Raw genomic sequence first — 26,597 nt, forward strand, 5'->3', positions numbered from 1 at the left:
ATCTGTTCAACGCGTTGAAGCCACAGTCTGGAAGTTCTTATGCCCGTTACGTTTGACCCTGATCATCTACGCGAAAGCTTGCGGCCCCTGGTGGACGCGCAGCCGCTTTCTGCCGAGGCCCGGGTCTACCAGCGCTTCTACGGCCTGGACCTGCCCGCCCGCACAGTGCCCGCAGTGAGCCGCCTGGGGCGGGTTGCGGTGGATGGGTTCGAGGTGGTCTGCCAGGTGTGGTGGCCGCCCGTTCCGGTGGCGACGATGTTCCTGTTCCATGGCTTCTACGACCACATGGGGTTGTACCGCAATGCCGTGGATTGGGCGCTGGACCAGGGCTTTGTGGTGATCGCCTGCGACTTGCCGGGCCATGGTTTGTCCAGCGGCGAGCGGGCCAGTATCGATGACTTTGCGGTGTACCAGGACGTGGTGCAGGCGCTGTTTGAACAGGCCAGGGCGTTGCAATTGCCGCAGCCGTGGCACCTGTTCGGGCAAAGCACCGGCGGCGCGATTGTGGTGGATCACCTGCTTAACCATGGCGTCGACAGCCCGGCCCAGGGCAAGACCTTTTTGCTGTCACCGCTGGTGCGCCCTCGCGCGTGGGGTTGGTCGCAGCTCAGTTATTACCTGCTCAGGCCGTTCGTCAAAGGCATCGCCCGGCGTTTCAGCGATAACACCAACGACCCGCAGTTCAAGCCGTTCCTGGAGGCCGACCCGTTGCAGCCCCGGCAACTGCCGACCGCGTGGGTGGGCGCCTTGGCGCGCTGGATCAAACGCATTGAAGCAGCGCCACGCAGTACGCGGCGGCCGATGATCGTGCAGGGTGAGGAAGACATGACGGTGGACTGGCAGCACAACCTGAAGGTGCTGCGCAGCAAGTTCGACCAGCCGGAGATTTTGATGCTGCCGCGTGGCAGGCATCATTTGGCGAATGAGATTCCGGAGATTCGACAGGTGTACTTCAAGTTTCTAAGTGATCACTTGTAGGAGCGAGCTTGCTCGCGAAAAACCAGAGAGCACCGCTGAGTGTCAGGTTCCCCGCGTAATCGTTGACGACCATCGCGAGCAAGCTTGCTCCTACAGGCTGATCACGGCGCCAGGCTTGAGGTGCTCTGCCCGACCGCCAGCCCGGCCCGGATCGCCGCCAATGCCGCCTTGTAGTACGCCTTGCCATCCGGCGACTCCGCGAACGTCGCGAACTCCTCCAGCTCCGGGTCAGACAGATCCCGGTAGACGTACAGCAACGTGTTGTTCAAATCATTGCCAATCTGCTGCATCAAGCGCTCACGCTGGCCGTTCAACATGCCTTGCGCCTGACCGCCGCCCAACAGGCCGGGGATCATCTGGCTCAAGCTGTCGGCCGCCACACCGGCAATCGCCAGGCTGACTTCAGCCCCGGCTTCCCGCGCAGGCAGCGCCTGGGCCAGGTGGCCGATGATCAGGCTGCGGGTGGCGTCGGCTTCCATATGGGGCAAGCCCTGGGCATTCTTCGCCAGTTGATCCCGGCGCGTGGCCAGCAACTCGGCGGCGACAATCTTGCGGCCAAGGGGCGATTGGAAAAAGGCCAACGCCGGCTTCGGGTCCGCCAGATTCTTGCGTAGCTGTGCTTCGGCGCGCTGGTCTACCGACTGCGGCGCAAAGCGTTTATTGCTGTTGTCCACCAGCGCTTGATACACCGCCGGCGGCAGGCTATTGCGGTAGCGTTGCTGGGCGGCACTGAGGGCGTCATTAAAATGCGCGCGCTGGTCTGCCCAGCCGGCGACCTTGTACAACTGGTCATGGCTGTCTGCCCAGGCGGGCAAAACGCAGAGCATCAGCAAGGAAAAAAACAAACGACGCATAGGGACTCCTGTCAGTCGGCCACTATTGTCCGTGTCGGGCGTAGGATTTGTCGAGAAATCCTATCGGTCACCTGACTAAAGTGTATTCAGACGCTCGGCGGCTCTGTCGGATTCACAGGCGTATGGATACTATGCGCGCCATGCCCATACCCTCCGATCACCCGCTGCTGTTACGCATTGTCGATGACCTGGCCGCACAAGGCTGGTCGCAGCAGAATATCTTCCTGCCCGAGGCTCTGACCCTCGAACTGGCGGCTGAGTGCCATAAACGCGCCGCCGAGGGTGAATTGGCGCCGGCAGCCGTCGGGCGCGGGCCGTCCCAGGAGATTCGCGAGGGCATTCGGGGTGACCATATCCAGTGGCTGGAGCCGGGTGAAGTAGTCGCCTGCGACACCTACCTCGAGCTGATGGACAGCCTGCGGGTGGCGATGAACCGGGGCCTGTTCCTGGGCCTGGAAGACTTCGAAAGCCACTTCGCGATGTACCCGCCGGGGGCGTTTTACCTCAAGCATGTCGACCGCTTTCGCGATGACGACCGGCGCATGGTGTCGGCAGTGATCTACTTGAACAACGCCTGGCTGCCGGAGCATGGTGGCCAGTTGCGCATGTACCTCAAGGGCGACGTCGAATACGATGTGGTGCCCATCGGCGGTTGCCTGGTGGTGTTCCTGTCGGGGGAGATCCCCCATGAAGTCATGCCCGCCACCCGCGAACGCCTGTCCCTTACCGGCTGGTTTCGCCGGCGGGGTAACGAGCCGTTCTGATGATGCAAAAGATTCTGGTCAGCCGCTGCCTGTTGGGGCACCGGGTACGCTACGACGGAGGCGCCAGCGGGCCTTTCGACCAACTCGCCGCATGGCAGGCGGAAGGCCGGGTGGTTGCCGTGTGCCCCGAGGTTGCGGGAGGTTTGCCGACGCCACGGCCGTCCGCCGAGATCCCGGGCGGGCAGGGGATTGACGTGTGGGAAGGCCGCGCCCAGGTGCTGACGGCCCAGGGCGAAGACTTCAGCGAAGCTTTCCTCGAGGGTGCCCGCCAGGCGTTGGCCTTGGTGCAGCGTCACAACATCCGGGTCGCCGTGCTCAAGGCCAACAGCCCGTCTTGCGGCAATCTGCTGACCTATGACGGCACCTTCACCGGTGTGAAGGTCACGGGCGAAGGCGTGACGGCGGCATTGCTCAAGCGCCATGGGGTGTTGGTGTTCAGTGAGCTGGAACTGCCCGAAGCGGCAGCGGCCCTGGCAAAACTCTCCAGCCCGACATAGATCAACATGTGGGAGCGGGCTTGCTCGCGAAAGCGCAGTGTCAGTCACCCGATGCTCAAGCTGACCCACCGCATTCGCGAGCAAGCCCGCTCCCACATTGACCGAGTCGTTTATTCGGCCTTTTTGACCGGCTTGCTCGCATCCATTCCGAACCACTTCTCCGACAACGCCGTCAGCCGGCCATCGGCCTTCACCCGTTGCAGGGCCTTGTCCAGGCTGGCCTTGAACGCCGGGTTACCCTTCTGGAACGGAATCGCCAGGCTCAGCGTAGGGCCAACGTCTGCACCCTCTTTCACCGGCAACTGGCTGTCGCGAATCGCGTAGGGAATCAGCAACCGGTCACTGATGGCGGCATCGATCTGTTGGTCTGCGACGTCCTTGATCGGCTGCTTGGCATCGGCATAACTACGCAAATCAACGCCCTCGGCGGTGCGCGCCTGCTCCACAAACTGACTGCCCTGGGCCACGCCCAGCGCCTTGCCCTTGAGCGCCGCGAAGCTGCCCAGCGGGCGTTGTTCCTGCTTGCGCACGATCAGCTGTGCACTGGAGTAACTGTAGGGCTCGCTGAAGTCGAAACGATCCGCCAGTTCAGGAGTCATAGCGATATGGTTGATGGCCACGTCGTACTTGGCGCTTTCCACGCCCGCCAGCAACTCGGCGGCATCGACGGTGATAAAGGAGGGGCGTACGTCCATTTCCTTGGCCAGTAACTCACCCAGCTCCACTTCAAAGCCGGTGAGTTTGTCGCCTTCCTTGAAGTTGAAGGGCGGGGTGTTGGCTTCCAGGGCGATGCGCAATTCCCCACGGTCAAACACATCGTCGATCAGTTCGGCGTGGGCCAAGGGGCTCACAAGGGGAAGTAAAAGTAACAGGCCAGGCAGGAAGCGCATGGTCTCTCCTAAAGAATTCGAATGAGCGAGGCGCTGTTCCGGCTCGCTTTGCTATGGTGTTGAGTGCCTTGGACAGCAATTTGTCGCGAAGTTGTCATAACCCTACAGATTTCACCGAAAAACTGGAGAAGTGAATGAAAGCCTTTTTGACCCGTGCAACCCTGGCCAGCCTGCTGCTGGGTGCTTCGATGTTGGCGACCGCTGCTGATGGCATTCCGCGCAGCGCTCCACCAGAAGGTGCCAAAGTGTTCATCGTGTCGCCGAAGGATGGCGCCACTGTCGATAAAACCTTCACCGTGAAATTCGGGATGGAAGGCCTGAAACTGGCCCCGGCCACCAGCCAGGATCCTGGCACCGGCCACCACCACCTGTTGATCGACCAGAAAGCCCTGCCTGACGCCAGCGTGCCAATCCCGGCCACCGACACCGTGATCCACTACGGCAAGGCCCAGACCGAAACCGAGCTGACCCTCACCCCAGGCAAGCACACGCTGCAACTGGTAGCCGGCGACAAGCTGCATATGCAGTTCAACCCGACTGTAGCGTCAAAAGTCATCACGGTTAATGTGAAATAAAAAACGGGAGCCCCTTGCGGGGCTCCCGTTTTTTATTTGTAGGAGCGAGCTTGCTCGCGAAAAACCTGAGGGCACTGCGTGCATCCAGGATGCACGCGTTTTCGTTAACGTTTTTCGCGGGCAAGCCCGCTCCTACGGGATTAAAACAACACGCGGCTACGGATAGTGCCTTTGATGTGTTGCAGCTTCTCTTGCGCCAGGTCCGAGTATTCGGCGTCTACGTCGATAACCACGTAGCCGACTTTCTCGTTGGTCTGCAGGAACTGACCGGAAATGTTGATACCGTTTTCCGCGAAGACCTTGTTGATCTCCATCATCACGCCAGGGATGTTCTGGTGGATGTGCAGCAGACGGTGCTTGCCAGGGTGAGCCGGCAGGGCCACTTCCGGGAAGTTGACCGAGGACACCGACGTACCGTTGTCGCTGTACTTGACCAGTTTCTCCGACACTTCCAGGCCGATGTTGGCTTGGGCTTCAGCGGTGGAGCCGCCGATGTGCGGGGTCAGGATCACGTTGTCCAGGCCGCGCAGCGGGCTTTCGAAGATGTCGTCGTTAGAGCGCGGCTCTACCGGGAACACGTCGATGGCGGCGCCGATCAGGTGCTTGTCCTTGATCGCGTCGGCCAGGGCGTCCAGCTCAACAACAGTGCCACGTGCGGCGTTGATCAGGATCCCGCCCTTCTTGATGGCACGGATTTCCTTCTCGCCGATCATCCACTGGGTCTCAGCGGTTTCCGGTACGTGCAGGGTCACGATGTCGGACATGCCCAGCAGCTCGGTCAGGCTCGACACCTGAGTGGCGTTGCCCAATGGCAGCTTGGTCAGGGTGTCGTAGAAGAACACCTGCATGCCCAGGCCTTCGGCCAGAACCGACAGTTGAGTGCCGATCGAGCCGTAACCGACGATACCCAGCTTCTTGCCGCGGATTTCGAAGGAGTTGGCTGCGCTCTTGATCCAGCCGCCACGGTGGCAGGAGGCGTTCTTCTCCGGGATACCGCGCAACAGCAGGATGGCCTCGGCCAATACCAGCTCAGCCACGGAGCGGGTGTTGGAGTACGGTGCGTTGAACACCGCGATGCCGCGCTCGCGCGCTGCGTTGAGGTCGACCTGGTTGGTGCCGATGCAGAAACAACCTACAGCGACAAGCTTCTTGGCGTGATCGAAGATCTCTTCGGTCAGCTGAGTGCGGGAGCGAATGCCGATAAAGTGCGCGTCGGCGATCTTTTCCTTGAGCTGGGCTTCCGGCAGAGAACTGGTGATGTACTCAATGCTGGAGTACCCAGCAGCCTTCAGAACTTCGACGGCCGATGGGTGGACGCCTTCCAGAAGAAGGAACTTGATCTTGCTCTTATCGAGAGAAGTCTTGCTCATCTGCGTAAACCTGTATCCCGGAGAAAAATGGCAGGGAATCGAGCAGCGCAAGCTGACCCGGACGGCAGGAAAGCCGTCACCGCAGAACGCCCTTGGGCACTATCCTGCGGGGGCGGTATGCTAGCATACGTGCCCCGCTAAACACCCATTCCTGCGACGTGAAGCGTTCTCAGGATGACCATGAATTGTTCGAGAGTTCTGTCGATGACCCATCCTGCCCTGATTGATGAGCTGAAGACCCTGGTTGAGCCTGGCAAGGTCCTGACCGATGCTGACTCCCTTGAGGCTTACGGCAAGGACTGGACCAAGCATTTCGCCCCGGCTCCGGTGGCCATCGTCTTCCCGAAGACCACCGAACAGGTGCAGGCCATCGTCCGTTGGGCCAATGAACACAAGGTGGCGCTGGTGCCGTCCGGTGGCCGTACCGGCTTGTCGGCTGCTGCGGTAGCGGCCAATGGCGAAGTGGTCGTGTCGTTCGACTATATGAACCAGATCCTCGACGTGAACCTCACCGACCGCACCGCCGTGTGCCAGCCGGGCGTGGTCACCAAGCAATTGCAGAACGTCGCCGAAGAAAAAGGCCTGTATTACCCGGTGGACTTCGCTTCGTCCGGTTCCAGCCAGATTGGCGGCAATATCGGCACCAATGCCGGCGGGATCAAGGTCATTCGCTACGGCATGACCCGTAACTGGGTCGCCGGCATGAAAGTCGTCACCGGCAAGGGCGACTTGCTGGAGCTGAATAAAGACCTGATCAAGAACGCCACCGGCTACGACATGCGCCAGCTGTTCATCGGCGCGGAAGGCACCCTGGGCTTTGTGGTCGAAGCGACCATGCGCCTGGACCGGGCGCCTAAAAACCTCACCGCGATGGTGCTCGGCACCACCGATTTCGACTCGATCATGCCGGTGTTGCACGCCTTCCAGAGCAAGCTGGACCTGACCGCCTTCGAGTTCTTCTCCGACAAGGCCCTGGCCAAAGTCCTCGCGCGCGGCGACGTGCCGGCGCCGTTCGAGTCCGACTGCCCGTTCTACGCGCTGCTGGAATTTGAAGCGACCACCGAAGAAGTGGCCAACGACGCCCTGGCCACGTTCGAACACTGCGTGGAGCAGGGCTGGGTGCTGGACGGCGTGATGAGCCAGAGCGAAACCCAACTGCACAACCTGTGGAAGCTGCGCGAGTACATCTCCGAGACCATCTCCCACTGGACGCCGTACAAGAACGACATTTCGGTGACTGTGTCGAAAGTGCCGGCCTTCCTGAAGGAAATCGACGCGATCGTCGGCGAACACTACCCGGACTTCGAAATCGTCTGGTTCGGCCACATCGGCGACGGCAACCTGCACCTGAACATCCTCAAGCCGGAAAACCTGAGCAAGGATGAGTTCTTCGCCAAGTGCGCCACCGTCAACAAGTGGGTGTTCGAGACCGTGCAGAAGTACAACGGCTCGATCTCCGCCGAACATGGCGTAGGCATGACCAAACGCGACTACCTGACCTACAGCCGCTCGCCGGTTGAAATCGAATACATGAAGGCAGTGAAAGCGGTGTTCGACCCGAACGGGATCATGAACCCGGGCAAGATTTTCGCTGTTTAACAGTCCCTGAAGGAGTCGGTCCATGAGCTATCAGCACAAATATGTCGACGGCACCAATATTCACTTTCCGCTAGGGAAAGTGGTGTGCATCGGGCGTAACTACGCCGAACACGCCAAGGAACTGGATAACCCGGTACCCACCGAGCCGCTGCTGTTTATCAAACCCGGCAGCTGCGTGGTGGCGCTGGAAGGCGGTTTCGCCATTCCTACCGAGCGCGGTTCGGTGCACTACGAAGCGGAAATCGCGGTGTTGATCGGCAAGCCGCTGTCGACCAAGCCGAGCCGCGAGGAAGTGCTGGACGCCATCTCCGGCTTTGCCCCGGCCCTGGACCTGACCCTGCGGGACAAACAGGCCGAGCTGAAAGCCAAGGGCCTGCCGTGGGAAATCGCCAAGTCGTTTGATGGCGCGGCAGTGATTGCACCGTTCGTGGTCGGCAGTACCTTCCCGGACGTGACTGACATCGGCATTCGCCTGACCATCAATGGCGAAGTGCGCCAGGACGGCAACAGCGCGATCATGCTCAACCCGATCATCCCGATGATCCAGTACATGGCCGGTTGCTTCTCGCTGCAGGCCGGTGATGTGATCCTCACCGGTACGCCGGCAGGCGTGGGCCCGCTGAACGTGGGCGATGAGCTGGTGCTGGAATTGCCGGGTGTGAGCCGGTTCGAAAGCAGCGTTCGCTAATACCTGGCGAAACGCGATCAAAAATGTGGGAGCGGGCTTGCTCGCGAATGCGGTGTGTCAGTCGCCGGATGTATTGGCTGATCCACCGCCTTCGCGAGCAAGCCCGCTCCCACATTTGATCGGTGTATGGCTGCAAAATCGGTTTTTGCATTTTTTTCACACCCCATCCGGATAATCCTCAGCCTCCTGCGCGCGGACCTTGTGATCCTGTGCTATCCCCTAAAGCTGACTTTCTGGAAAGCGTAATGGCCGTGCCTCTCCCCTCCGTAAAACCCACGTTGCGTTCACGCCTTGCCATGCGCTGGTATTCCTGGCTGTTCCTGGCCGGCGCGATCATCTATGGCGTGGCCTGGGCCATGCATTGGGACGATCGCGGCGTGTTGTGGGTGGCGGAGGGCTTCGAAACCCCGACCGAGCGCCTGGAAAGTGTCTGGCTCCCGGACTGCCACGCGGTGATCGACGCCAAGCTGCTGCCCGGCATGGAGAAGGACGAAGCCTCGGACCTGGCGTATAACCCGCTGACCAAGACCCTGTTCTCGGTCATGGGTAAGAACCCGTTCCTGGTTGAACTGACCCTGCAAGGCGACGTGCTGCGCAAGATGCCGCTCAACGGCTGGAACAACCCGGAAGGCGTGACCATGATGGAAAACGGCCTGATGGCTGTGGTCGATGAGCGTCAGCACAGCCTGACCATCATCAAGGTTGACCCGCAGACCCAGCAGTTGAGCAAAGCCGACTTCCCGTCCTATGACCTCGGCCCCTCGAAGGACCAGAACAAAGCCTTCGAAGCGATCACCTGGGACAAGCGCAATCAACAGCTGATCCTCGGCGAAGAACGCCCGCCGGCCCTGTTTACCTGGAAAAGCGACGGCAGCCAGACGCTCACCGGTGACAAGCAGAAGCTCGCCAGCACCGAATTGGACATGCGCAACCTCTCGGCACTGACCGTCGACCCGCGTACTGGCCATATGCTGGCGCTGTCGGCCGATTCCCATCTGCTGCTGGAACTCGACGAAAAGGGCGAGCAAGTCAGCTTCATGACTTTGCTCGGTGGCTTCAATGGCTTGAAGAACACCATTCCCCGTGCCGAAGGCGTAACCATGGACGAGAACGGCACGCTGTACATGGTCAGCGAGCCGAACCTGTTCTACCGTTTCGAGAAACAGGCGCAGTAGTTCGATTACGTCAGATTTTTCGCTATTTGCGGCATCTGCCAGACACCCGGGGCGTTTAAGTTTAAATTCAGGCGACCGTGATATTCATTCGCCAGTTTTCACTTTGAGCCCCGCCCCGATGCGTCGACTTGCCCGTCCCAAACCTGCTTTTTTCATCCTGATCCTGATCGCCCTGGTGGCTTGCGGTGTGGTTGCCCAGCAATTGCGTCTGTTCGAGCGTGCCTGGTTCAACTGGCAATCCTGGCGCAATCCCGCCGGGGAACATTCCATTGGCCTTGGAGATTACCGGGTGGCCCTGGAGGCGCAGGTGATCGACGGCCTCAACGATGATGTCTCGGCCCTGACCTTTGATCCGGTGCGCAACAGCCTGTTTACCGTGACCAATAAGAATGCCGAGCTGGTGGAGCTGTCCCTGGAGGGCAAAATCCTGCGGCGCATTGCGCTGGTGGGGTTTGGTGATGCGGAGGCGGTGGAGTACATCAGCGACAACACCTACGTCATCAGCGACGAGCGCCAGCAGCGGCTGATCAAGGTCCATGTGGATGACGACACCCAATTCCTCGATGCCGCCGACGCCGAGCAAATGACCCTCGGCGTGCACCTGGGTGGCAATAATGGCTTCGAAGGCCTGGCCTATGACTCGGTGGGCAAGCGCCTGTTTGTGGCCAAGGAGCGGGACCCGATGCTGATCTACGAGGTGCACGGCTTTCCCCATTTCAAACCGGAAAAAACCTACTCGGTGCACGTGATCAACAACCCCAAGCGCGATGCCGGGTTGTTTGTGCGCGACCTGTCGAGCCTGCAATACGACGAGCGCAGCGGCCATTTGCTGGCGCTGTCGGATGAGTCATTCCTGGTGCTGGAACTGGATATCGACGGTCGTCCCCTGAGCAGTTTGTCGCTGCTCAAGGGGCGCCATGGCCTGAAGCAGCGAGTGCCTCAGGCCGAGGGGATTGCCATGGACAACGACGGCACGTTGTACATGGTCAGTGAGCCGAACCTCTTTTATGTGTTCAAGAAGCCCTGATCAGAACATCCACTGCACGCCCAGCGAATAGCCGGTCTGGCTACCCTCGGCATGGCCCAATCGGCCGTTCACTTCGGCATACACGCCTAACTGCGGAGTGATTGCCAGTTGGCTGCCGACCTGGGCGCGGCCGAAACTTTTATCTACTGACCCCAGCCGGGCCGTGCGTGCCTGGCCATCGGCGCGGGCGGTCAGGTCAAGGTCGTCCAGGCGGCCGTCGGCCAGTTCCTTGACCCAGGCGATGTCGGCGTAAGGCATCAGGCTCAGGCCATAAGGCAAGGCGACAGCACCGCGCACACGCCAGCCGAGGCTGGCTTCAAGTGAGTCGAACGACTGTTCTTCGTACTCAAGGGCGGTACGCAGGTCCTGCTTTTCATGGAATTTATCGATGCGGTAATGGGTGTAGTCCAGCTCGGCAAAGGGCCCGCTCTTGATCGCGCCGAAGTCGAAGTCATAGCCGCCCAGCACCCGCGCGCCCAATGCCAGCGCATCGGTTTTCCCAGTCAGGTGCTGATTGAGCAATACCGGCCCACCGTTGGCCTGGATCAGCAAATTGCGCCGGGAGTCAAAGCGACTGTGGCCCACGCTCAAGTCGCCGGCCAGCCAGCTCGGGCCGCCGTCATTCAACAGTGCGTAAGCGGCTGCCTGCCAGGTGTCGCTTTGCAGTTTGCCGCGATGCTCAAGCTTGTCGCGCCCATTGAGGTAGCTGAGGCTGGCGCCGAGGTTCAGGCTGGAACTCAACTGGTAGTCGCCCAGGGCATGCAGGCCGAGACTCCGCGCCTCGGGGTTGGGGGCGGCGTCGAAACCACTGTCGGGGTTGTATTCGCCGTCTACACCGATTTCGCCATCGAAGCTGCCGACCTCGCGGCTAGCCGACTGCAGGGTCAGCCAGCGGCGATCGTGCAGGCGCACCATCGACTGATGCTGGCGTTGCAGGTTGTCCTGCATGTTGCGCGCAACGGCGCCACCCGAGGCGGTGGAGGCCATCAAGTCGGCATTGGTCAACTCCAATACCAGCCGGCTGAGCAGCCGCGAATAGTCCCGCAGGCGCTGGTCAATACGTTCCTGGCCGAAGGCGTTGGTCAGCACGTCCTTGTTGTCCTCGGTAGGGTCGTGCCAGGTCGATCCGCCGGGGATGGCCGGGTTGTTGGTCTGGGTGTAACCATCCAGGTCGCCCAATTCCCAGTTGGTTGCTTCGATGTACAGGATCGGGATATTCAGCGGCTCGAAAGGTTCGCCGTCGCTGCAGCAGCCGGTGCCCTTGGGGTATTGCGGGTCGAGGCCGGGGTTGGTGAACAGCGGAATGTTCAGCTCCCTGGCGATCTGGAACGTGTGCTCGCGCAACGACGCCAGCGCCAGGTTGGCCGTGCTGTTCTGGCCGGCGTGGGCGTACATCATGTCGCCGGTGATCAGGCTGTCGAGGTTGATCATCGCCAGCATGTTGGCCTTCTGGCTGGCGCTCAATGAGTTGACGAAGGCTTTCGAGCCGCGCAAGCCTTCTTCCTCCGCGCCAAAGCCGACGATTTGCAGGCCGTTCTCCAACTGCAACCCGCCCAGGTTTTTTGCCACCTCGGTCAGCACACTGGCGCCGGAGCCGTTGTCATCGAGGCCTTGCAAGGTGGGGCGACCAAAGTAGGTGTCGAAGTGCGCGCCGATCACCACATATTGCGGCTTGGTGCCGGCGGCGTAGGCCACCACGTTTTGCGAACTGCGGGAGGTGCCACTGGCAGTCCAGGAAAAATCCTGGCGGCTGATGTTATAGGCGCTGCCCATCTGGCTTTGCATCCAATCGGCGGCCCCGGCGAAATTGGTGGTGCCGCGATAGCGACCGGGATAGTCGTTGATCAGCGTTTCCAGGGTGGTGTTGGCGTGTTGGCCGTAATCGTATGACTGGGCGCTGGTGGACAGCAGGGCACTGGCAACGCTGACAGCGAGGGCTAGAGGCTTTATCACAGGGTCTTCCTTGAAGTGATTGGAGTCGGGAGCCGAGACCTTTTGCACAATGCGCGCCTCATTCCATGGGCGGCGGCGAATTGGCGCATTGTTAAACGCACGAGTCGCCTGGCTGTAATTTGTAACAGATTTGATACGAAGCGCGGCGAGAGATGCTGTGGCGGGTGCTCGGTTTCGGCCGAGGGTGAGCGCAAATGCTGCTTGCAGGAGCACGCTTGCTCGCGAAAAACGTTACCGGTAACGCGGGTCGTCCTGAGCGGGCGAGGCGCTTGTTGGTTTTTCGCGGGCAAGCCCGCTCCTACAGCGGAGGAGCGGTTCAGGCTTTGAGGGTTTTCACGCCTTCCGGGGTGCCCAGCAGCAATACGTCAGCCGGGCGTGCCGCGAACAGGCCGTTGGTGACGACGCCGACGATGGCGTTGATCTGGCGCTCCAGCTCCACCGGGTTGGTGATCTGCATGTTGAACACGTCGATGATGATGTTGCCGTTGTCGGTCAGCACGCCTTCGCGGTACACCGGGTCGCCGCCCAGCTTCACCAGCTCGCGGGCCACGTGGCTGCGGGCCATCGGGATCACTTCAACCGGCAGCGGGAACGCGCCAAGTACGGGCACCAGTTTGCTGGCATCGGCGATGCAGATGAAGGTCTTGGCCACGGCCGCGACGATCTTCTCGCGGGTCAGTGCTGCGCCGCCGCCCTTGATCAGGTTCAGGTGTGCGTCGCTTTCATCGGCGCCGTCGACATAGAACTCCAGGTCGCTGACGGTGTTCAGCTCATACACCGGAATGCCGTGGCCCTTGAGCCGCGCAGCGGTGGCTTCGGAGCTGGCGACCGCACCGTCGAAAGCGCCCTTGTGCAGGGCCAGCGCATCGATAAAGCAGTTGGCGGTGGAGCCGGTGCCGACACCGACGATGCTTTTATCGTCGAGTTTAGGAAGGATTAAATCGACGGCGGCCTGGGCCACTGCCTGTTTGAGTTGATCCTGGGTCATGCGGGCTCCGGAACGGGCGGGGAGTAAAGAGGGGCGCGAGTATAACCCAACAAAACCTCGGTTTTCGTGTGGTCGCCCGGCCGAACGCTGGGTTAGACTCCTTGGCCCTGCCCAACCCGCCCAGTGATGCTTTCCGATGCTTGAACAGTACGTCAAAAAGATCCTCACCTCGCGCGTTTACGACGTTGCCGTAGAAACCCCGCTGCAGACCGCCCGCCAGCTCTCCGAGCGCCTGGGTAACAAGGTCTGGCTCAAGCGCGAAGACTTGCAGCCGGTGTTCTCGTTCAAGATTCGCGGTGCCTACAACAAGCTGACCCAACTGAGCGCCGAAGAACGTGCGCGCGGCGTGGTCACCGCTTCAGCGGGCAACCACGCCCAGGGCCTGGCCCTGGCGGCCAAGGTGCTGGGGGTCAAGGCCACCATCGTGATGCCCAAGACCACGCCCGAGATCAAGGTCGAAGGCGTGCGCTCCCGTGGCGGCAAAGTGGTGCTGCACGGGGATTCTTTCCCGGAAGCGCTGGCGTATTCGCTGAAGCTGGTCGACGAAAAAGGCTACGTCTACATTCACCCCTACGATGATCCGCACACCATTGCCGGGCAGGGCACGGTGGCGATGGAGATTCTGCGCCAGCACCCGGGGCCGCTGGACGCGATTTTCGTCCCGGTGGGCGGTGGTGGCCTGATCGCCGGGATCGCGGCGTACGTGAAATACCTGCGGCCTGAAATCAAGATCATCGGCGTCGAGCCGGACGACTCCAACTGCCTGCAAGCCGCCATGGCGGCGGGCGAGCGCGTGGTATTGCCGACCGTGGGCATCTTCGCCGACGGCGTGGCAGTGGCGCAGATCGGCCAGCACACCTTCGACATCTGCAAGGACTACGTGGATGAAGTGATCACCGTCAGCACCGATGAAATCTGCGCGGCGATCAAGGACATCTACGACGACACCCGCTCCATCACGGAGCCGGCTGGCGCCCTGGGCGTGGCCGGGATCAAGAAGTACGTCGAGACCCGTGGCATCACCGGGCAAACCCTGGTGGCCATTGATTCCGGGGCCAACGTCAACTTCGACCGCCTGCGCCATGTGGCCGAGCGCGCCGAGTTGGGTGAAGGCCGCGAAGCCATCATCGCCGTGACCATCCCCGAGAAGCCGGGCAGCTTCAAGGCCTTCTGCGAGGCCGTGGGCAAGCGCCAGATCACCGAATTCAACTACCGCTACCACTCTGGCCGCGAAGCGCACATTTTTGTCGGCGTGCAGACCCACCCGGAAAATGACCCGCGCAGCGCGCTGATCGCCAGCCTTACCAGCCAGGGTTTCCCGGTGCTGGACCTGACGGAAAACGAACTGGCCAAGCTGCACATCCGTCATATGGTCGGTGGCCATGCGGCGCACGTCAGCGACGAGGTGGTGTTCCGCTTCGAATTCCCGGAACGTCCGGGAGCGTTGTTTAACTTCCTCAACAAATTGGGCGGGCGCTGGAACATCTCGATGTTCCACTATCGCAACCACGGCGCCGCTGACGGGCGCGTAGTGGCGGGCCTGCAAGTGCCGGCGGACGAGCGCCACCTGGTGCCGGCGGCGCTGGAAGCCATTGGCTACCCGTACTGGGATGAAAGTGATAACCCGGCCTACCAACTGTTCCTCGGTTGAGCGACTACGCTGACTGAGCGGCCTTCAAGGAATCGAGAACATGGAAACGCTGACCACCCTTAAAGTTATCCACATCGCGGCCACGGTGTTGCTGCTGCTCAGCGGCGTCGCGCTGGCGGTGCTGGCCTGGCGCAAACGCAGCGCAGGGCCTGCCTATACCGTGCAGCGGCCGTGGGTGTTTGTGTGGTTGTTGATGGGGATTTGCGTGGTGAGCATGCCGTTCACCGGCTGGTGGCTGGCGCACTTGATCGGCTGGCCGCTGGGGCAAACCTGGATTCTGGGTTCGAGCGTGATCTACACCGTGGCGGCGCTGAGCTGGTTCTGGCTGGTGGCGCGGCTTAATCGACTGCGGTTGGGCGGGGCGGGGAGTGTGAACTTCACCGTGGCGCTGGCCGTGGTCAGTTTGGTGGGGTTTGTGGCGATTGCCGGGTTGATGGGTGCTAAACCCGTTTAAGGCTTGAAACCGGGTCGCCTTCATTCGCGAGCAAGCCCGCTCCCACATTCGACTGCATTCCAACGGTGGAACTCGATCAAATGTGGGAGCGGGCTTGCTCGCGAAAGCGTTATCAGCCGCGCAGGCTAATCACCGGCCAACCACGCTTCTCAGCCTCAGCCCGCAGATTCGGATCCGGATCCACCGCCACCGCGTTCGTCACCTGCTCCAGCAACGGCAGGTCATTCATCGAATCGCTATAGAAGTAACTGTCCTCCAGGCTATACCCGGTCTCTTCCAGCCAACGATTCAAGCGCGTCACTTTACCTTCGCGAAAGCACGGGATATCCGTGCTGCGCCCGGTGTAACGGCCACCTTCCATCTCGCATTCCGTCGCAATCAGGGTTTCAACCCCCAGCCGCTCGGCAATCGGTGCCGTCACAAAACGGTTGGTCGCGGTGATGATCACCAGCTTGTCGCCCGCCGCCCGGTGCTTGGCCAGCAATTCAACCGCCTGGGGCAGCATGATCGGCTCGATGCAGTCGCGCATGTAGTCACGGTGCCATTCATCCAGCTGGGCCATCTCGGTGCGGCCGAGGATTTCCAGGCAGAAGTTCAAGTACTCGGCGTTATCCAGCTTGCCGGCCAGGTAGTCCTGGTAGAACTCATCGTTGCGGGCCTTGTAGGCCACGGCGTCGAGAATCCCGCGTTCACAGAGGTAATCGCCCCAGGCGTGATCGCTGTCACCCCCCAAAAGCGTGTTGTCCAAGTCGAATAAAGCCAGGCGCATTGCAGTTACTCGCTGAAATGTCTGTAAAAAGGCGTCCAGAATACGGTCTTTTCACAAGAGTGCACATAAGGTAAGCAGCCTCGTTGCCGCTGTATCAATCTTTGTGGAACAATGCGGTGACATGCGTTTGCGAGGTTGTTGCCGTGATCGACCCCGATGGTTTCCGTCCTAATGTCGGGATTATTCTTACGAATGATGCCGGACAGGTGCTATGGGCTCGCCGTATCAACCAAGATGCCTGGCAGTTTCCTCAAGGCGGAATCAACCCCGACGAAACCCCTGAAGACGCCTTGTACCGTGAGTTGAACGAAGAAGTAGGCCTTGAACGTGAAGATGTGCAAATTCTGGCCTGCACCCGAGGCTGGTTGCGCTATCGTTTGCCGCAACGTCTGGTGCGTACCCACAGCCAACCGCTGTGCATCGGCCAGAAACAGAAATGGTTTCTCCTGCGCCTGATCTCCAACGAGCAGCGGGTGCGGATGGATTTGACCGGTAAACCGGAGTTCGATGGCTGGCGCTGGGTCAGTTATTGGTATCCGTTGGGCCAGGTGGTGACATTCAAGCGCGAGGTTTATCGTCGCGCTCTTAAAGAGCTTGCCCCGCGCCTTTTAGCGCGCGACTGACGACGGAGTTCGACCCCGAGCCATGCTCAATACGCTGCGCAAGATCGTCCAGGAAGTTAACTCCGCCAAGGATCTCAAGGCGGCGTTGGGGATTATTGTGTTGCGCGTCAAGGAAGCCATGGGCAGCCAGGTCTGCTCGGTTTACCTGCTGGACCCCGAGACCAACCGTTTTGTCCTGATGGCCACCGAGGGCTTGAACAAGCGCTCCATCGGCAAGGTCAGCATGGCGCCCAATGAAGGTCTGGTGGGCCTGGTGGGGACGCGTGAAGAACCCCTGAACCTTGAAAACGCTGCCGATCACCCGCGTTATCGCTACTTTGCCGAAACCGGCGAAGAGCGCTACGCCTCGTTCCTCGGTGCACCGATCATTCACCACCGCCGCGTTGTCGGCGTGTTGGTCATCCAGCAGAAAGAACGCCGCCAGTTCGACGAAGGTGAAGAAGCCTTCCTCGTGACCATGAGCGCGCAGCTCGCCGGGGTTATTGCCCACGCCGAGGCCACCGGTTCGATTCGCGGCCTGGGGCGCCAGGGCAAGGGTATCCAGGAAGCCAAGTTCGTCGGCGTACCGGGTTCGCCGGGCGCAGCCGTCGGTACCGCCGTGGTCATGCTGCCGCCGGCCGACCTGGACGTGGTGCCGGACAAGACCGTCACCGACATCGACGCTGAAATCATCCTCTTCAAGACCGCCCTCGAAGGCGTGCGCAATGACATGCGTACCCTGTCGACCAAGCTGGCCACCCAGCTGCGGCCTGAAGAACGGGCGCTGTTCGACGTGTACCTGATGATGCTCGACGACGCGTCCCTGGGCAGCGAAGTCAAGGACGTGATCAAGACCGGCCAGTGGGCCCAAGGCGCGCTGCGCCAAGTGGTCACCGATCACGTCAACCGTTTCGAATTGATGGACGACGCCTACCTGCGCGAACGCGCCTCGGACGTGAAAGACCTCGGTCGCCGTCTGCTGGCCTACCTGCAGGAAGAACGCTCGACCACCCTGGTGTACCCCGACAACACTATCCTGATCAGTGAAGAACTGACCGCCACCATGCTCGGCGAAGTGCCGGAAGGCAAACTGGTGGGCCTGGTCTCGGTATTGGGTTCGGGTAACTCCCACGTCGCGATCCTGGCCCGGGCCATGGGCATTCCGACGGTGATGGGCCTGGTGGACCTGCCGTATTCCAAGGTCGACGGCATCCAAATGATCGTCGACGGCTACCACGGCGAGGTCTACACCAACCCCAGCGAAGTGCTGCGCAAGCAATACGCTGAAGTGGTGGAAGAAGAACGCCAGCTGTCCCAGGGCCTCGACGCCCTGCGGGAGCTGCCGTGCGTGACCCTCGACGGCCACCGTGTACCGCTGCTGGTCAACACTGGCCTGCTGGCGGACGTGGCACGCGCACAACAGCGCGGCGCTGAAGGTGTTGGGCTGTACCGCACCGAAGTGCCGTTCATGATCAACCAACGTTTTCCGAGTGAGAAGGAGCAGCTGGCGATTTATCGCGAGCAACTGTCCGCCTTCCATCCGTTACCGGTGACCATGCGCAGCCTGGACATTGGCGGCGACAAGTCACTGTCGTATTTCCCCATCAAGGAAGACAACCCCTTCCTCGGCTGGCGCGGTATTCGCGTTACCCTCGACCATCCTGAAATCTTCCTCGTCCAGACTCGCGCCATGCTCAAGGCCAGCGAAGGCCTGAATAACCTGCGCATTCTTCTCCCGATGATCTCCGGCACCCACGAGTTGGAAGAAGCCCTGCACCTGATCCACCGGGCCTGGGGCGAAGTGCGCGACGAAGGTTCTGATGTACCGATGCCGCCGATTGGCGTGATGATCGAGATTCCGGCGGCGGTGTACCAAGCTAAAGAGCTGGCGCGGCAGGTGGACTTCCTGTCGGTGGGTTCCAACGACCTTACCCAATACCTGCTGGCCGTTGACCGCAACAACCCACGGGTGGCCGACCTTTACGACTACCTGCACCCGGCAGTGCTGCAAGCCTTGCAGAACGTGGTGCGCGACGCCCATGCCGAAGGCAAGCAAGTGAGTATTTGCGGCGAGATGGCCGGTGACCCGGCGGCGGCCGTGCTGTTGATGGCGATGGGCTTTGACAGCCTGTCGATGAACGCCACCAACTTGCCGAAGGTGAAATGGATGCTGCGCCAGATCAACCTGAGCCGGGCCAAGGAACTGCTGGCGGAGTTGATGACCATCGACAACCCGCAAGTTATCCACAGCTCGCTGCAATTGGCGCTGAAGAACCTTGGGTTGGCGCGGATGATCAATCCGGCGTCTGCAAAAAGCCTCTAGCCGGATTTCAGAGCCTGTCCCCAATCGAAATGTGGGAGCGGGCTTGCTCGCGAAGGCGGTGTATCAGTCAGCTTATGTATTGGCTGACACGCCGCCTTCGCGAGCAAGTCGAATCGTCGCACCGCCGCTCCCACATTTGATTTGCGTGACGTTCAGATTTTGAGTTCCACCTCGCCCAGCCTGCCGCCATGGGGCCCAAAACTGCGCTCCACGATATGCCGTGTCCCGTCGGCATTCACAATCAACGCCGTACTCGCCCGCGTCCCGTAACTGGGGCTGGCAATAAACACGCTCGACAACAGACTCTCTGTCGCCAATCCCACGCCGGTATCCGGCAAGTCGGCAAACGGCGCGGTCTGCGGGTCGCTCAAAATCCCCAGCAAGGCCTCGGGCTGAGGATCTTCCAGCACTTGCGTCAGCGCCGCCTTGGCCTTCAACAACTTCGGCCACGGCGTATCCAGCCCCGCGTTGGATAACCCATAAACCCCTGCTTCCAGGCGCGTCGGCGCTGATTCGCTGGCGTTGTAATGCCACAATTCGTCCCGCGTCCCCACCAACAGGTTAAACCCGGCATATTCAATCGATCTGCCGTTAACGTCGGCCAAGTAATCGTCAATCAGCAGCGAACCGCTGAGAAACCGCGCCACCAATTCGCCCCGCGACTTGCGCGCCGGCGGCTGGTGCGGGTCACGGATATTGGTCAGCGCCGCAAAGCGCCCATCCGCCCCGACCCCCAGCCAGGTCCCGCCGGCTTCCTGATCGCGCCCGGCGTAAACATGGGGCGCATCCAGCCACTGGGCCAACGGCAGACTGGGCCGGGCATAGAACTCATCACGGTTGGCCGCGACGATCAGCGGCTGGGCGTGGCCCGGCCGCCAGGCAAAAACAATCAGGCACATAAGGCGATCCCTTTGTGTTTTGCCCACTCTACCCATAGAACCCTGTGCTTTGCATCCGTTAACATGCCGGTCTGTTTTCGGGGGCTCCCATGGAATTTCTGCTGTATTTGCTGCTGGGTTCCTGTGCGGGCATGCTCGCCGGGCTGTTTGGCGTGGGCGGCGGGATCATTATCGTGCCGGTGCTGGTGTTCAGTTTCACCTTGCAGGGCTTCGATCCCTCGGTGTTGACCCACCTCGCTGTCGGCACGTCCCTGGCGTCTATTATCTTCACCTCGGTCAACGCGGTGCGCGAGCATCACCGCCGGGGAGCCGTGCGCTGGCCGATCTTTGTGTGGATGGCCGTGGGCATTCTGCTGGGTGCAGGCTTCGGTGCGCTGACTGCCGAGGCGATTTCCGGGCCGCATTTGCAGAAGATCATCGGTGTGTTCGCCCTGGTGATCGCTGTGCAGATGACCCTGGAGCTCAAGCCCAAGTCCAGCCGCCAGGTGCCGGGCAAGCTCGGCCTGACCTTGGCCGGCGGCGTGATCGGCTGGTCGTCGGCGATTTTCGGCACCGGTGGTGGTTCGTTGACCGTGCCGTTCCTGACCTGGCGCAGCGTGCCGATGCAGCAGGCGGTGGCCACTTCGTCGGCTTGCGGCTTGCCGATCGCCCTGGCCAGTGCATTAAGTTTCATGATTCTGGGCTGGCATGACCCGCTGCTGCCCGAGCATAGTCTCGGCTTTGTGTATTTGCCGGCGCTGCTGGGCATTGCCCTGACCAGCATGGTGGCGGCCCGTTTCGGCGCGCGCCTGGCGCATCGGTTGTCGCCGCGCTTGCTCAAGCGGCTGTTCGCCGGCTTGCTGTTTTGCGTAGGTTTGAATTTTTTGTTGTAACGCAGGCTTAATCGCGCAACGGCATGGTCCGATGCGCCATGACTATTGATTTAACGAGGAGTCGCAATGCTGCCTTACCCGCAGATCAACCCGGTGGCCTTGGCCATCGGTCCGCTGCAAATCCATTGGTACGGGTTGATGTACCTGATCGGCATCGGCGGTGCCTGGCTGCTGGCTTCCCGGCGCCTGAACCGTTTCGACCCGACCTGGACCAAGGAGAAGCTCTCCGACATGGTGTTCTGGATGTCGATGGGGGTCATCGTCGGCGGACGCCTGGGGTATGTGCTGTTCTACGACCTGTCAGCCTACATCGCCAACCCGACGCTGATCTTCGAGGTGTGGAAGGGCGGCATGGCGTTCCACGGCGGGTTTGTGGGCGTGATGATCGCTGCCTGGTGGTTTGGCCGGCGTAACGGCAAGTCGTTCTTCCAGCTGATGGACTTCGTCGCGCCGTTCGTGCCGATTGGCCTGGGTGCCGGGCGTATCGGTAACTTCATCAATGCCGAATTGTGGGGCAAGCCGACTGACGTGCCGTGGGCCATGGTGTTCCCGCCGTTCAGCGACCCGGCGCAGTTGCCGCGTCACCCGTCGCAGCTGTACCAGTTTGCCCTGGAAGGTGTGGCGCTGTTCCTGATCCTCTATATCTTCTCGCGCAAGCCACGCCCAACCATGGCCGTGTCGGGCATGTTCGCGCTGTTCTACGGGATCTTCCGCTTTATCGTCGAGTTCGTGCGGGTGCCGGATGCGCAGCTGGGCTACCTGGCGTGGGGCTGGTTGACCATGGGTCAGATTCTCAGCCTGCCGATGATCATCGCCGGCCTGGGTCTGCTGTGGTGGGCTTACAATCGCCCGCAAGGCATCAAGAACACCGCGCTTTAAATTCGAACGCCGGGGCCCGAGGGTCCCGGCTTCAACGAAACAGGTATAGACATGAAGCAATATCTCGAACTACTGAACGATGTCGTGACCAATGGCCTGACCAAGGGCGATCGCACCGGCACCGGCACCAAGGCGGTGTTTGCCCGTCAGTTTCGGCATAGCTTGGCCGACGGCTTCCCGCTGCTGACCACCAAGAAGCTTCACTTCAAAAGCATCGCCAACGAATTGATCTGGATGCTGAGTGGCAACACCAACATCAAGTGGTTGAACGAGAATGGCGTAAAAATCTGGGACGAATGGGCCACCGAAGACGGCGACCTGGGCCCGGTGTACGGCGAGCAGTGGACCGCCTGGCCAACCAAGGACGGCGGCAAGATCAACCAGATCGACTACATGGTCGAGACGCTGAAGACCAACCCCAACAGCCGCCGCATCCTGTTCCACGGCTGGAACGTCGAGTACCTGCCGGACGAGACCAAAAGCCCCCAGCAAAACGCCCGCGACGGCAAGCAAGCGCTGCCGCCTTGCCACCTGCTGTACCAGGCTTTTGTGCATGACGGTCACCTGTCGATGCAGTTGTACATCCGCAGCTCCGATGTATTCCTCGGTCTGCCGTACAACACCGCGGCCCTGGCGTTGCTCACCCATATGCTGGCCCAACAGTGCGACCTGATCCCTCACGAGATCATCGTCACCACGGGCGACACCCATGCCTACAGCAACCATATGGAACAGATCCAGACCCAGCTGGCGCGCACGCCGAAGAAGCTGCCGGAACTGGTGATCAAGCGCAAACCCGAGTCGATCTACGATTACAAATTCGAAGACTTTGAAATCGTGGGCTACGACGCCGACCCGAGCATCAAGGCCGACGTAGCCATTTAAAGGCGGTCTCGGTCTAAATGTGGGAGGGGGCTTGCTCGCGAATACGGTGTATCAGAAACACATTCAGTGGCTGACACTCCGCTTTCGCGAGCAAGCCCGCTCCCACATTTGTTCTGTGTACACATTCAATGGCCGTGGCTTCTGCCCACATGTGAGGGCTCAGCCTCGCTGGCCGCGACACTCCCGCTGACTTCCAGCCGCTGCAAAATCCCGCACTGGTCCAGATCCGGCCCGCCGCCGCAGCGTTGGCGCAGGTCGAGCAACTGTTCCTGCAACGCCAGCAGCCCGTCGATCCGCGCTTTCACGTGGTGGATGTGCTCGTCAATCAATGCATTCACGCTTTCGCACTGATCCTGAGGACTGTCCCGCAGGCCCAGCAGGCTGCGAATTTCCTCAAGGGTCATGTCCAGGCTGCGGCAGTTGCGGATAAACACCAGCCGTTCGGTGTGCGCCTGGGTGTACAGGCGGTAGTTTCCGTCACTGCGCGCAGGCGGCGGCAGCAGGCCTTCCTTCTCGTAATAACGGATGGTTTCCACCTGGCAATCCGTCAATTTTGCCAATTCGCCGATCTTCATCGCAGCAATCTCCAAAAGGGTGCTTGACCCTATAGTGGCTACAGGGTCTTTACTTGGCAACAGGCACCTTTACGGACGCGACAGAATGAGCGACTCCATCCACACCCCGCACAAGCACGACCATGATCATGACCACGCGCACGATCACGGCCCCAAGCTGAAACCTGTACAGAAGCACGACCATGGCAGCCATGGCGATTCCTGCTGTTCCAGCAAAGCGGCGCCTGCGCTGGTGAAGCTGACTGAAGCCCCGACGGCGGGCTCGCGGCTGAGCACCTTCCGCATTGAAGCCATGGACTGCCCCACCGAGCAGACGCTGATCCAGAACAAACTGGGCAAGCTCGCCGGTGTGCAGCAACTGGAATTCAACCTGATCAACCGCATCCTCGGCGTGACCCACGACTTGCCGACTACCGCGCCGATCATCGACGCCATCAAGTCCTTGGGCATGCAGGCGGATCCCATCGAAGAGGGCGTCGCCCCGGCGGAACCGCCGGCGAAGAAGCACTGGTGGCCGCTGGCCCTGTCTGGCGTTGGTGCGTTAGGCGCCGAAGTGCTGCACTTCACCAACGCAGCCCCGACGTGGGTGATCGCCCTGGTCGCGCTGATCTCGATCTTCAGCGGCGGCCTCACCACCTACAAAAAGGGCTGGATTGCCCTGAAAAACCTCAACCTGAACATCAACGCCCTGATGAGCATCGCCGTCACCGGCGCGATCCTGATCGGCCAGTGGCCTGAAGCCGCGATGGTGATGTTCCTGTTCACCGTGGCCGAACTGATCGAAGCCAAGTCCCTCGACCGTGCTCGCAATGCCATCAGTGGCTTGATGCAGATGACCCCGGAACAGGCCACGGTTCGTCAGGCCGACGGCAGTTGGGTTGAACAGGATGTCAAAGTCATCGAACTGGGCGCCATCGTGCGGGTTCGCCCCGGCGAGCGCATTGGTCTCGACGGTGAAGTCACCTCCGGCCAGTCCACCATCGACCAGGCGCCGATTACCGGTGAAAGCCTGCCGATTGAAAAGACCCTGGGCGACAAAGTCTTCGCTGGCACCATCAACCAGGCCGGCTCCCTGGAATACAAAGTCACCGCCGCCGCCAACAACTCGACCCTGGCGCGGATCATCCACGCCGTGGAACAGGCCCAAGGCGCCCGTGCGCCAACCCAGCGTTTTGTCGACACCTTCGCCAAGGTCTACACCCCGGCGGTGTTTATCTTTGCCTTGGGCGTGGCGCTGATTCCGCCGCTGTTCATGGCAGGCGCGTGGTTTGATTGGATCTACCGTGCGCTGGTATTGCTGGTCGTCGCCTGCCCTTGTGCGCTGGTGATTTCCACCCCGGTGACCATCGTCAGCGGCCTGGCCGCCGCAGCGCGCAAAGGCATCCTGATCAAGGGTGGCGTGTACCTGGAGGGCGGTTACAAGCTCGACTACCTGGCCCTGGACAAGACCGGCACCATCACCCACGGCAAACCGGTGCAAACCGATTACCTGTCGCTGTTCCCGAACATGGAAGACAGCGCGCCGGCCCTGGCCGCGAGCTTGGCCGGGCGCTCCGATCACCCGGTGTCCCTGGCCATCGCCAACGCAGCTGTGGATAAGAATCTTACCGTTCACACTGTGGATAACTTCGAAGCCCTGGCGGGTCGCGGCGTACGTGGTGAAATCAATGGTGAAGTCTATTACCTGGGCAATCACCGTCTGGTGGAAGAGCTGAACCTGTGCTCGCCGGCCCTTGAAGAAAAACTCTTCGCCCTGGAAAAACAAGGCAAGTCCGTGGTCCTGCTGCTGGACAAGTCCGGCCCATTGGCGCTGTTCGCCGTGGCCGACACCGTGAAAGACACCAGCCGCGAGGCCATCCAGCAGTTGCATGATCTGGGCATCAAGACCCTGATGCTCACCGGCGACAACACCCACACCGCCAAGGCAATCGCCGATCAGGTCGGCATCGACCAGGCCCAGGGCGACCTGTTGCCCACCGACAAACTGCAAGCCATCGAAGCGCTCTACGCCAAGGGCCACCGGGTGGGCATGGTTGGCGACGGCATCAACGACGCCCCGGCGCTGGCCCGTTCCGAGATCGGGTTTGCCATGGCCGCCGCCGGTACCGACACCGCCATCGAGACCGCCGACGTGGCGCTGATGGACGACGACCTGCGCAAGATTCCGGCATTCATTCAACTGTCGCGGCGCACGTCGAGTATCCTCAAGCAGAACATTGCCCTGGCCTTGGTGATCAAGGCGATCTTCCTGGCGGTGACCTTCCTTGGGATGGCCACCATGTGGATGGCAGTGTTCGCCGACATGGGCGTGAGCCTGCTGGTGGTGTTCAATGGTCTGCGCCTGTTGCGCAAATAGTCGATGAGAGGGTGGTGTGCTGAGTGCCGAGCTGAAGGCGTTTTACATGGTCGCCCGCCTGGGCAGTATTACCCAGGCGGCGAAAAAGCTCGGGCTGAGCCAGCCCACGGTGACCACCCAGATTCGTCACCTGGAAAGCCAGTACTCGGTGGAGTTGTTCTACCGTGGCGGGCGCCGCCTGACCGTCAGCGACGAAGGCGCGCGGCTGTTGCCGATGGTCAAGGCGCTGTTGCAGCAGGAAGCGGACATCGAGTTTTTCCTGCGTAACAGCGGCCAGGTGCAAGGCGCGTTGAGGATTGCCGCGACGGCGCCTTATTACATTCTCGACCTGGTCAAAACCTTCCGTGAGCGGCTGCCGCAGGTTGAGGTTTCGGTGGAAATCGGCAACTCCCAGCAGGTGCTGGAAGCGCTGGATGACTACCGCGTCGACGTCGCTGCTTCATCCCAGTTGCTTGAAGACCCGCGCCTGATCCGGCGGGTACTGGGCATGGACCCGCTGGTGCTGGCGGTGCATCGCAATCATCCGCTGGCAGTGCTCGACCATGTGCCGTTGACCGCGCTGGCCGGGCACACCTTGCTGATGCGCGAGCCGGGCTCCACCACCCGTCGGTTAACCGAGGAGATGCTGCAGGGCGCCGGTGTGAGTTACGGGCCGTTGCTGGAGATCGGCAGTCGGGAATCGATCCGTGAGGCGGTGTTGCGTAACATCGGCATCAGCATCATCGCCCGGCAGGAAGTGCCCCACGATCCGCAACTGCGTGTGCTGACCATCGAGAATGCCCCGCAGATTCCCGAATATTTGTACTGTCTTAAAGAGAGAAAGGGTGCCCGATTGCCGGCGGCTTTCCTGGGGTTGGCGCAGGAAATGTCTCCGGCAGGCTAACTTGCTTCCATGGCGAGCGGGCTTTTGTGGCGAGGGGGCTTGTCCCCCGTTGGGCTGCGAAGCAGCCCCAATAAGGTCACTGCATTTTTCC

25 protein-coding genes are annotated in these 26,597 nt (G+C 61.0%); 17 read left to right on the plus strand and 8 right to left on the minus strand.

Annotated elements, in window-relative coordinates; all coding sequences use genetic code 11:
* Positions 1 to 39 precede the first annotated feature (39 nt).
* The gene (locus tag HBJ59_RS15730) at positions 40 to 978 is read left to right on the plus strand and encodes an alpha/beta hydrolase (RefSeq protein ID WP_167664063.1); all 939 of its coding nucleotides are present in this window, start codon (positions 40 to 42) and stop codon (positions 976 to 978) included.
* Positions 979 to 1,079: 101 nt separating this feature from the next.
* Here the strand turns inward: HBJ59_RS15730 and HBJ59_RS15735 are convergent, their stop codons facing one another.
* Positions 1,080 to 1,832, minus strand: coding sequence for a DUF2059 domain-containing protein (locus HBJ59_RS15735; RefSeq protein WP_063026433.1), 753 nt, complete (start codon positions 1,830 to 1,832; stop codon positions 1,080 to 1,082).
* Positions 1,833 to 1,963: 131 nt separating this feature from the next.
* Between HBJ59_RS15735 and HBJ59_RS15740 the strand changes: the two genes are divergently transcribed.
* Together HBJ59_RS15740 and HBJ59_RS15745 are read left to right on the plus strand one after the other, a co-directional pair.
* Positions 1,964 to 2,596: a 2OG-Fe(II) oxygenase gene (locus HBJ59_RS15740; RefSeq protein WP_076013039.1), complete on the plus strand. Its 633-nt coding sequence runs from the start codon at positions 1,964 to 1,966 to the stop codon at positions 2,594 to 2,596.
* Positions 2,597 to 2,598: 2 nt separating this feature from the next.
* On the plus strand, positions 2,599 to 3,093 hold the full coding sequence (locus HBJ59_RS15745) for a DUF523 domain-containing protein (protein ID WP_167664201.1): 495 nt from the start codon (positions 2,599 to 2,601) through the stop codon (positions 3,091 to 3,093).
* Between the two features lie 110 nt (positions 3,094 to 3,203).
* Here HBJ59_RS15745 and HBJ59_RS15750 read toward each other — a convergent pair whose 3' ends face one another.
* The gene (locus HBJ59_RS15750; RefSeq protein ID WP_076013038.1) at positions 3,204 to 3,983 is read right to left on the minus strand and encodes a transporter substrate-binding domain-containing protein; all 780 of its coding nucleotides are present in this window, start codon (positions 3,981 to 3,983) and stop codon (positions 3,204 to 3,206) included.
* Positions 3,984 to 4,117: 134 nt separating this feature from the next.
* Between HBJ59_RS15750 and HBJ59_RS15755 the strand changes: the two genes are divergently transcribed.
* Complete coding sequence (locus tag HBJ59_RS15755; protein ID WP_063026439.1) at positions 4,118 to 4,558, plus strand: DUF4399 domain-containing protein; 441 nt, start codon at positions 4,118 to 4,120, stop codon at positions 4,556 to 4,558.
* A gap of 140 nt (positions 4,559 to 4,698) precedes the next feature.
* Here HBJ59_RS15755 and serA read toward each other — a convergent pair whose 3' ends face one another.
* Positions 4,699 to 5,928 (minus strand): phosphoglycerate dehydrogenase, encoded by a 1,230-nt coding sequence (gene serA / locus HBJ59_RS15760; protein ID WP_076013037.1) that lies wholly within the window; start codon positions 5,926 to 5,928, stop codon positions 4,699 to 4,701.
* A 204-nt stretch (positions 5,929 to 6,132) separates the two neighbouring features.
* Between serA and HBJ59_RS15765 the strand changes: the two genes are divergently transcribed.
* From HBJ59_RS15765 to HBJ59_RS15780, 4 genes are all read left to right on the plus strand, one after another.
* Complete coding sequence (locus HBJ59_RS15765; protein ID WP_076013036.1) at positions 6,133 to 7,527, plus strand: FAD-binding oxidoreductase; 1,395 nt, start codon at positions 6,133 to 6,135, stop codon at positions 7,525 to 7,527.
* A gap of 22 nt (positions 7,528 to 7,549) precedes the next feature.
* Positions 7,550 to 8,215, plus strand: coding sequence for a fumarylacetoacetate hydrolase family protein (locus HBJ59_RS15770; protein ID WP_010167806.1), 666 nt, complete (start codon positions 7,550 to 7,552; stop codon positions 8,213 to 8,215).
* A 245-nt stretch (positions 8,216 to 8,460) separates the two neighbouring features.
* Complete coding sequence (locus tag HBJ59_RS15775; protein WP_167664064.1) at positions 8,461 to 9,390, plus strand: SdiA-regulated domain-containing protein; 930 nt, start codon at positions 8,461 to 8,463, stop codon at positions 9,388 to 9,390.
* Between the two features lie 118 nt (positions 9,391 to 9,508).
* Positions 9,509 to 10,417, plus strand: coding sequence for an SdiA-regulated domain-containing protein (locus tag HBJ59_RS15780; RefSeq protein WP_167664065.1), 909 nt, complete (start codon positions 9,509 to 9,511; stop codon positions 10,415 to 10,417).
* Here the strand turns inward: HBJ59_RS15780 and HBJ59_RS15785 are convergent, their stop codons facing one another.
* The gene (locus HBJ59_RS15785) at positions 10,418 to 12,370 is read right to left on the minus strand and encodes an autotransporter domain-containing protein (protein ID WP_167664066.1); all 1,953 of its coding nucleotides are present in this window, start codon (positions 12,368 to 12,370) and stop codon (positions 10,418 to 10,420) included.
* A 316-nt stretch (positions 12,371 to 12,686) separates the two neighbouring features.
* Positions 12,687 to 13,358: a ribose-5-phosphate isomerase RpiA gene (rpiA, locus tag HBJ59_RS15790; RefSeq protein WP_008438935.1), complete on the minus strand. Its 672-nt coding sequence runs from the start codon at positions 13,356 to 13,358 to the stop codon at positions 12,687 to 12,689.
* A gap of 136 nt (positions 13,359 to 13,494) precedes the next feature.
* Between rpiA and ilvA the strand changes: the two genes are divergently transcribed.
* Both ilvA and HBJ59_RS15800 read left to right on the plus strand, forming a co-directional pair.
* Positions 13,495 to 15,009 (plus strand): threonine ammonia-lyase, biosynthetic, encoded by a 1,515-nt coding sequence (ilvA, locus tag HBJ59_RS15795; protein ID WP_003213834.1) that lies wholly within the window; start codon positions 13,495 to 13,497, stop codon positions 15,007 to 15,009.
* Positions 15,010 to 15,049: 40 nt separating this feature from the next.
* Positions 15,050 to 15,463, plus strand: coding sequence for a DUF2269 family protein (locus HBJ59_RS15800; protein WP_076013032.1), 414 nt, complete (start codon positions 15,050 to 15,052; stop codon positions 15,461 to 15,463).
* 112 nt (positions 15,464 to 15,575) lie between these two features.
* Here HBJ59_RS15800 and HBJ59_RS15805 read toward each other — a convergent pair whose 3' ends face one another.
* The gene (locus tag HBJ59_RS15805; RefSeq protein ID WP_167664067.1) at positions 15,576 to 16,232 is read right to left on the minus strand and encodes an HAD family phosphatase; all 657 of its coding nucleotides are present in this window, start codon (positions 16,230 to 16,232) and stop codon (positions 15,576 to 15,578) included.
* A gap of 143 nt (positions 16,233 to 16,375) precedes the next feature.
* On the opposite strand from HBJ59_RS15805, the gene HBJ59_RS15810 reads away from it, so the two are divergent.
* A complete protein-coding gene (locus HBJ59_RS15810; protein ID WP_003176750.1) occupies positions 16,376 to 16,855 on the plus strand; it encodes an RNA pyrophosphohydrolase in 480 nt (159 codons plus the stop codon).
* A gap of 22 nt (positions 16,856 to 16,877) precedes the next feature.
* The gene (gene ptsP / locus HBJ59_RS15815; RefSeq protein WP_076013030.1) at positions 16,878 to 19,157 is read left to right on the plus strand and encodes a phosphoenolpyruvate--protein phosphotransferase; all 2,280 of its coding nucleotides are present in this window, start codon (positions 16,878 to 16,880) and stop codon (positions 19,155 to 19,157) included.
* Between the two features lie 152 nt (positions 19,158 to 19,309).
* Here the strand turns inward: ptsP and HBJ59_RS15820 are convergent, their stop codons facing one another.
* Positions 19,310 to 20,056: an NRDE family protein gene (locus HBJ59_RS15820; protein ID WP_167664068.1), complete on the minus strand. Its 747-nt coding sequence runs from the start codon at positions 20,054 to 20,056 to the stop codon at positions 19,310 to 19,312.
* Positions 20,057 to 20,145: 89 nt separating this feature from the next.
* Here HBJ59_RS15820 and HBJ59_RS15825 point away from each other — a divergent pair, with 89 nt between their 5' ends.
* From HBJ59_RS15825 to HBJ59_RS15835, 3 genes are all read left to right on the plus strand, one after another.
* Positions 20,146 to 20,928, plus strand: coding sequence for a sulfite exporter TauE/SafE family protein (locus HBJ59_RS15825; protein ID WP_167664069.1), 783 nt, complete (start codon positions 20,146 to 20,148; stop codon positions 20,926 to 20,928).
* Between the two features lie 66 nt (positions 20,929 to 20,994).
* Complete coding sequence (lgt, locus tag HBJ59_RS15830; protein ID WP_076013027.1) at positions 20,995 to 21,807, plus strand: prolipoprotein diacylglyceryl transferase; 813 nt, start codon at positions 20,995 to 20,997, stop codon at positions 21,805 to 21,807.
* Positions 21,808 to 21,858: 51 nt separating this feature from the next.
* Positions 21,859 to 22,692, plus strand: coding sequence for a thymidylate synthase (locus HBJ59_RS15835; protein ID WP_076013026.1), 834 nt, complete (start codon positions 21,859 to 21,861; stop codon positions 22,690 to 22,692).
* A 125-nt stretch (positions 22,693 to 22,817) separates the two neighbouring features.
* On the opposite strand, the gene cadR is transcribed toward HBJ59_RS15835, so the two are convergent.
* Complete coding sequence (cadR, locus tag HBJ59_RS15840; protein ID WP_017476559.1) at positions 22,818 to 23,267, minus strand: Cd(II)/Pb(II)-responsive transcriptional regulator; 450 nt, start codon at positions 23,265 to 23,267, stop codon at positions 22,818 to 22,820.
* An 85-nt stretch (positions 23,268 to 23,352) separates the two neighbouring features.
* On the opposite strand from cadR, the gene HBJ59_RS15845 reads away from it, so the two are divergent.
* Positions 23,353 to 25,623, plus strand: a complete 2,271-nt coding sequence (locus HBJ59_RS15845; RefSeq protein ID WP_167664070.1) for a heavy metal translocating P-type ATPase — start codon at positions 23,353 to 23,355, stop codon at positions 25,621 to 25,623.
* A 16-nt stretch (positions 25,624 to 25,639) separates the two neighbouring features.
* Positions 25,640 to 26,506: a LysR family transcriptional regulator gene (locus HBJ59_RS15850; RefSeq protein ID WP_076013024.1), complete on the plus strand. Its 867-nt coding sequence runs from the start codon at positions 25,640 to 25,642 to the stop codon at positions 26,504 to 26,506.
* The last annotated feature ends 91 nt before the right edge of the window (positions 26,507 to 26,597 follow it).

It is taken from the genome of Pseudomonas sp. AN3A02, from assembly GCF_011765255.1.
Lineage (GTDB): Bacteria > Pseudomonadota > Gammaproteobacteria > Pseudomonadales > Pseudomonadaceae > Aquipseudomonas.

What these genes read in the sequence shown, in the direction of transcription:
- HBJ59_RS15730 (WP_167664063.1), top strand. Translation starts at nt 40, where the DNA reads ATGCCCGTTACGTTTGACCCTGATCATCTACGCGAAAGCTTGCGGCCC.
- HBJ59_RS15735 (WP_063026433.1), bottom strand. Translation starts at nt 1,832, where the DNA reads ATGCGTCGTTTGTTTTTTTCCTTGCTGATGCTCTGCGTTTTGCCCGCC.
- HBJ59_RS15740 (WP_076013039.1), top strand. Translation starts at nt 1,964, where the DNA reads ATGCGCGCCATGCCCATACCCTCCGATCACCCGCTGCTGTTACGCATT.
- HBJ59_RS15745 (WP_167664201.1), top strand. Translation starts at nt 2,599, where the DNA reads ATGCAAAAGATTCTGGTCAGCCGCTGCCTGTTGGGGCACCGGGTACGC.
- HBJ59_RS15750 (WP_076013038.1), bottom strand. Translation starts at nt 3,983, where the DNA reads ATGCGCTTCCTGCCTGGCCTGTTACTTTTACTTCCCCTTGTGAGCCCC.
- HBJ59_RS15755 (WP_063026439.1), top strand. Translation starts at nt 4,118, where the DNA reads ATGAAAGCCTTTTTGACCCGTGCAACCCTGGCCAGCCTGCTGCTGGGT.
- serA (WP_076013037.1), bottom strand. Translation starts at nt 5,928, where the DNA reads ATGAGCAAGACTTCTCTCGATAAGAGCAAGATCAAGTTCCTTCTTCTG.
- HBJ59_RS15765 (WP_076013036.1), top strand. Translation starts at nt 6,133, where the DNA reads ATGACCCATCCTGCCCTGATTGATGAGCTGAAGACCCTGGTTGAGCCT.
- HBJ59_RS15770 (WP_010167806.1), top strand. Translation starts at nt 7,550, where the DNA reads ATGAGCTATCAGCACAAATATGTCGACGGCACCAATATTCACTTTCCG.
- HBJ59_RS15775 (WP_167664064.1), top strand. Translation starts at nt 8,461, where the DNA reads ATGGCCGTGCCTCTCCCCTCCGTAAAACCCACGTTGCGTTCACGCCTT.
- HBJ59_RS15780 (WP_167664065.1), top strand. Translation starts at nt 9,509, where the DNA reads ATGCGTCGACTTGCCCGTCCCAAACCTGCTTTTTTCATCCTGATCCTG.
- rpiA (WP_008438935.1), bottom strand. Translation starts at nt 13,358, where the DNA reads ATGACCCAGGATCAACTCAAACAGGCAGTGGCCCAGGCCGCCGTCGAT.
- ilvA (WP_003213834.1), top strand. Translation starts at nt 13,495, where the DNA reads ATGCTTGAACAGTACGTCAAAAAGATCCTCACCTCGCGCGTTTACGAC.
- HBJ59_RS15800 (WP_076013032.1), top strand. Translation starts at nt 15,050, where the DNA reads ATGGAAACGCTGACCACCCTTAAAGTTATCCACATCGCGGCCACGGTG.
- HBJ59_RS15805 (WP_167664067.1), bottom strand. Translation starts at nt 16,232, where the DNA reads ATGCGCCTGGCTTTATTCGACTTGGACAACACGCTTTTGGGGGGTGAC.
- ptsP (WP_076013030.1), top strand. Translation starts at nt 16,878, where the DNA reads ATGCTCAATACGCTGCGCAAGATCGTCCAGGAAGTTAACTCCGCCAAG.
- HBJ59_RS15820 (WP_167664068.1), bottom strand. Translation starts at nt 20,056, where the DNA reads ATGTGCCTGATTGTTTTTGCCTGGCGGCCGGGCCACGCCCAGCCGCTG.
- HBJ59_RS15825 (WP_167664069.1), top strand. Translation starts at nt 20,146, where the DNA reads ATGGAATTTCTGCTGTATTTGCTGCTGGGTTCCTGTGCGGGCATGCTC.
- lgt (WP_076013027.1), top strand. Translation starts at nt 20,995, where the DNA reads ATGCTGCCTTACCCGCAGATCAACCCGGTGGCCTTGGCCATCGGTCCG.
- HBJ59_RS15835 (WP_076013026.1), top strand. Translation starts at nt 21,859, where the DNA reads ATGAAGCAATATCTCGAACTACTGAACGATGTCGTGACCAATGGCCTG.
- cadR (WP_017476559.1), bottom strand. Translation starts at nt 23,267, where the DNA reads ATGAAGATCGGCGAATTGGCAAAATTGACGGATTGCCAGGTGGAAACC.
- HBJ59_RS15845 (WP_167664070.1), top strand. Translation starts at nt 23,353, where the DNA reads ATGAGCGACTCCATCCACACCCCGCACAAGCACGACCATGATCATGAC.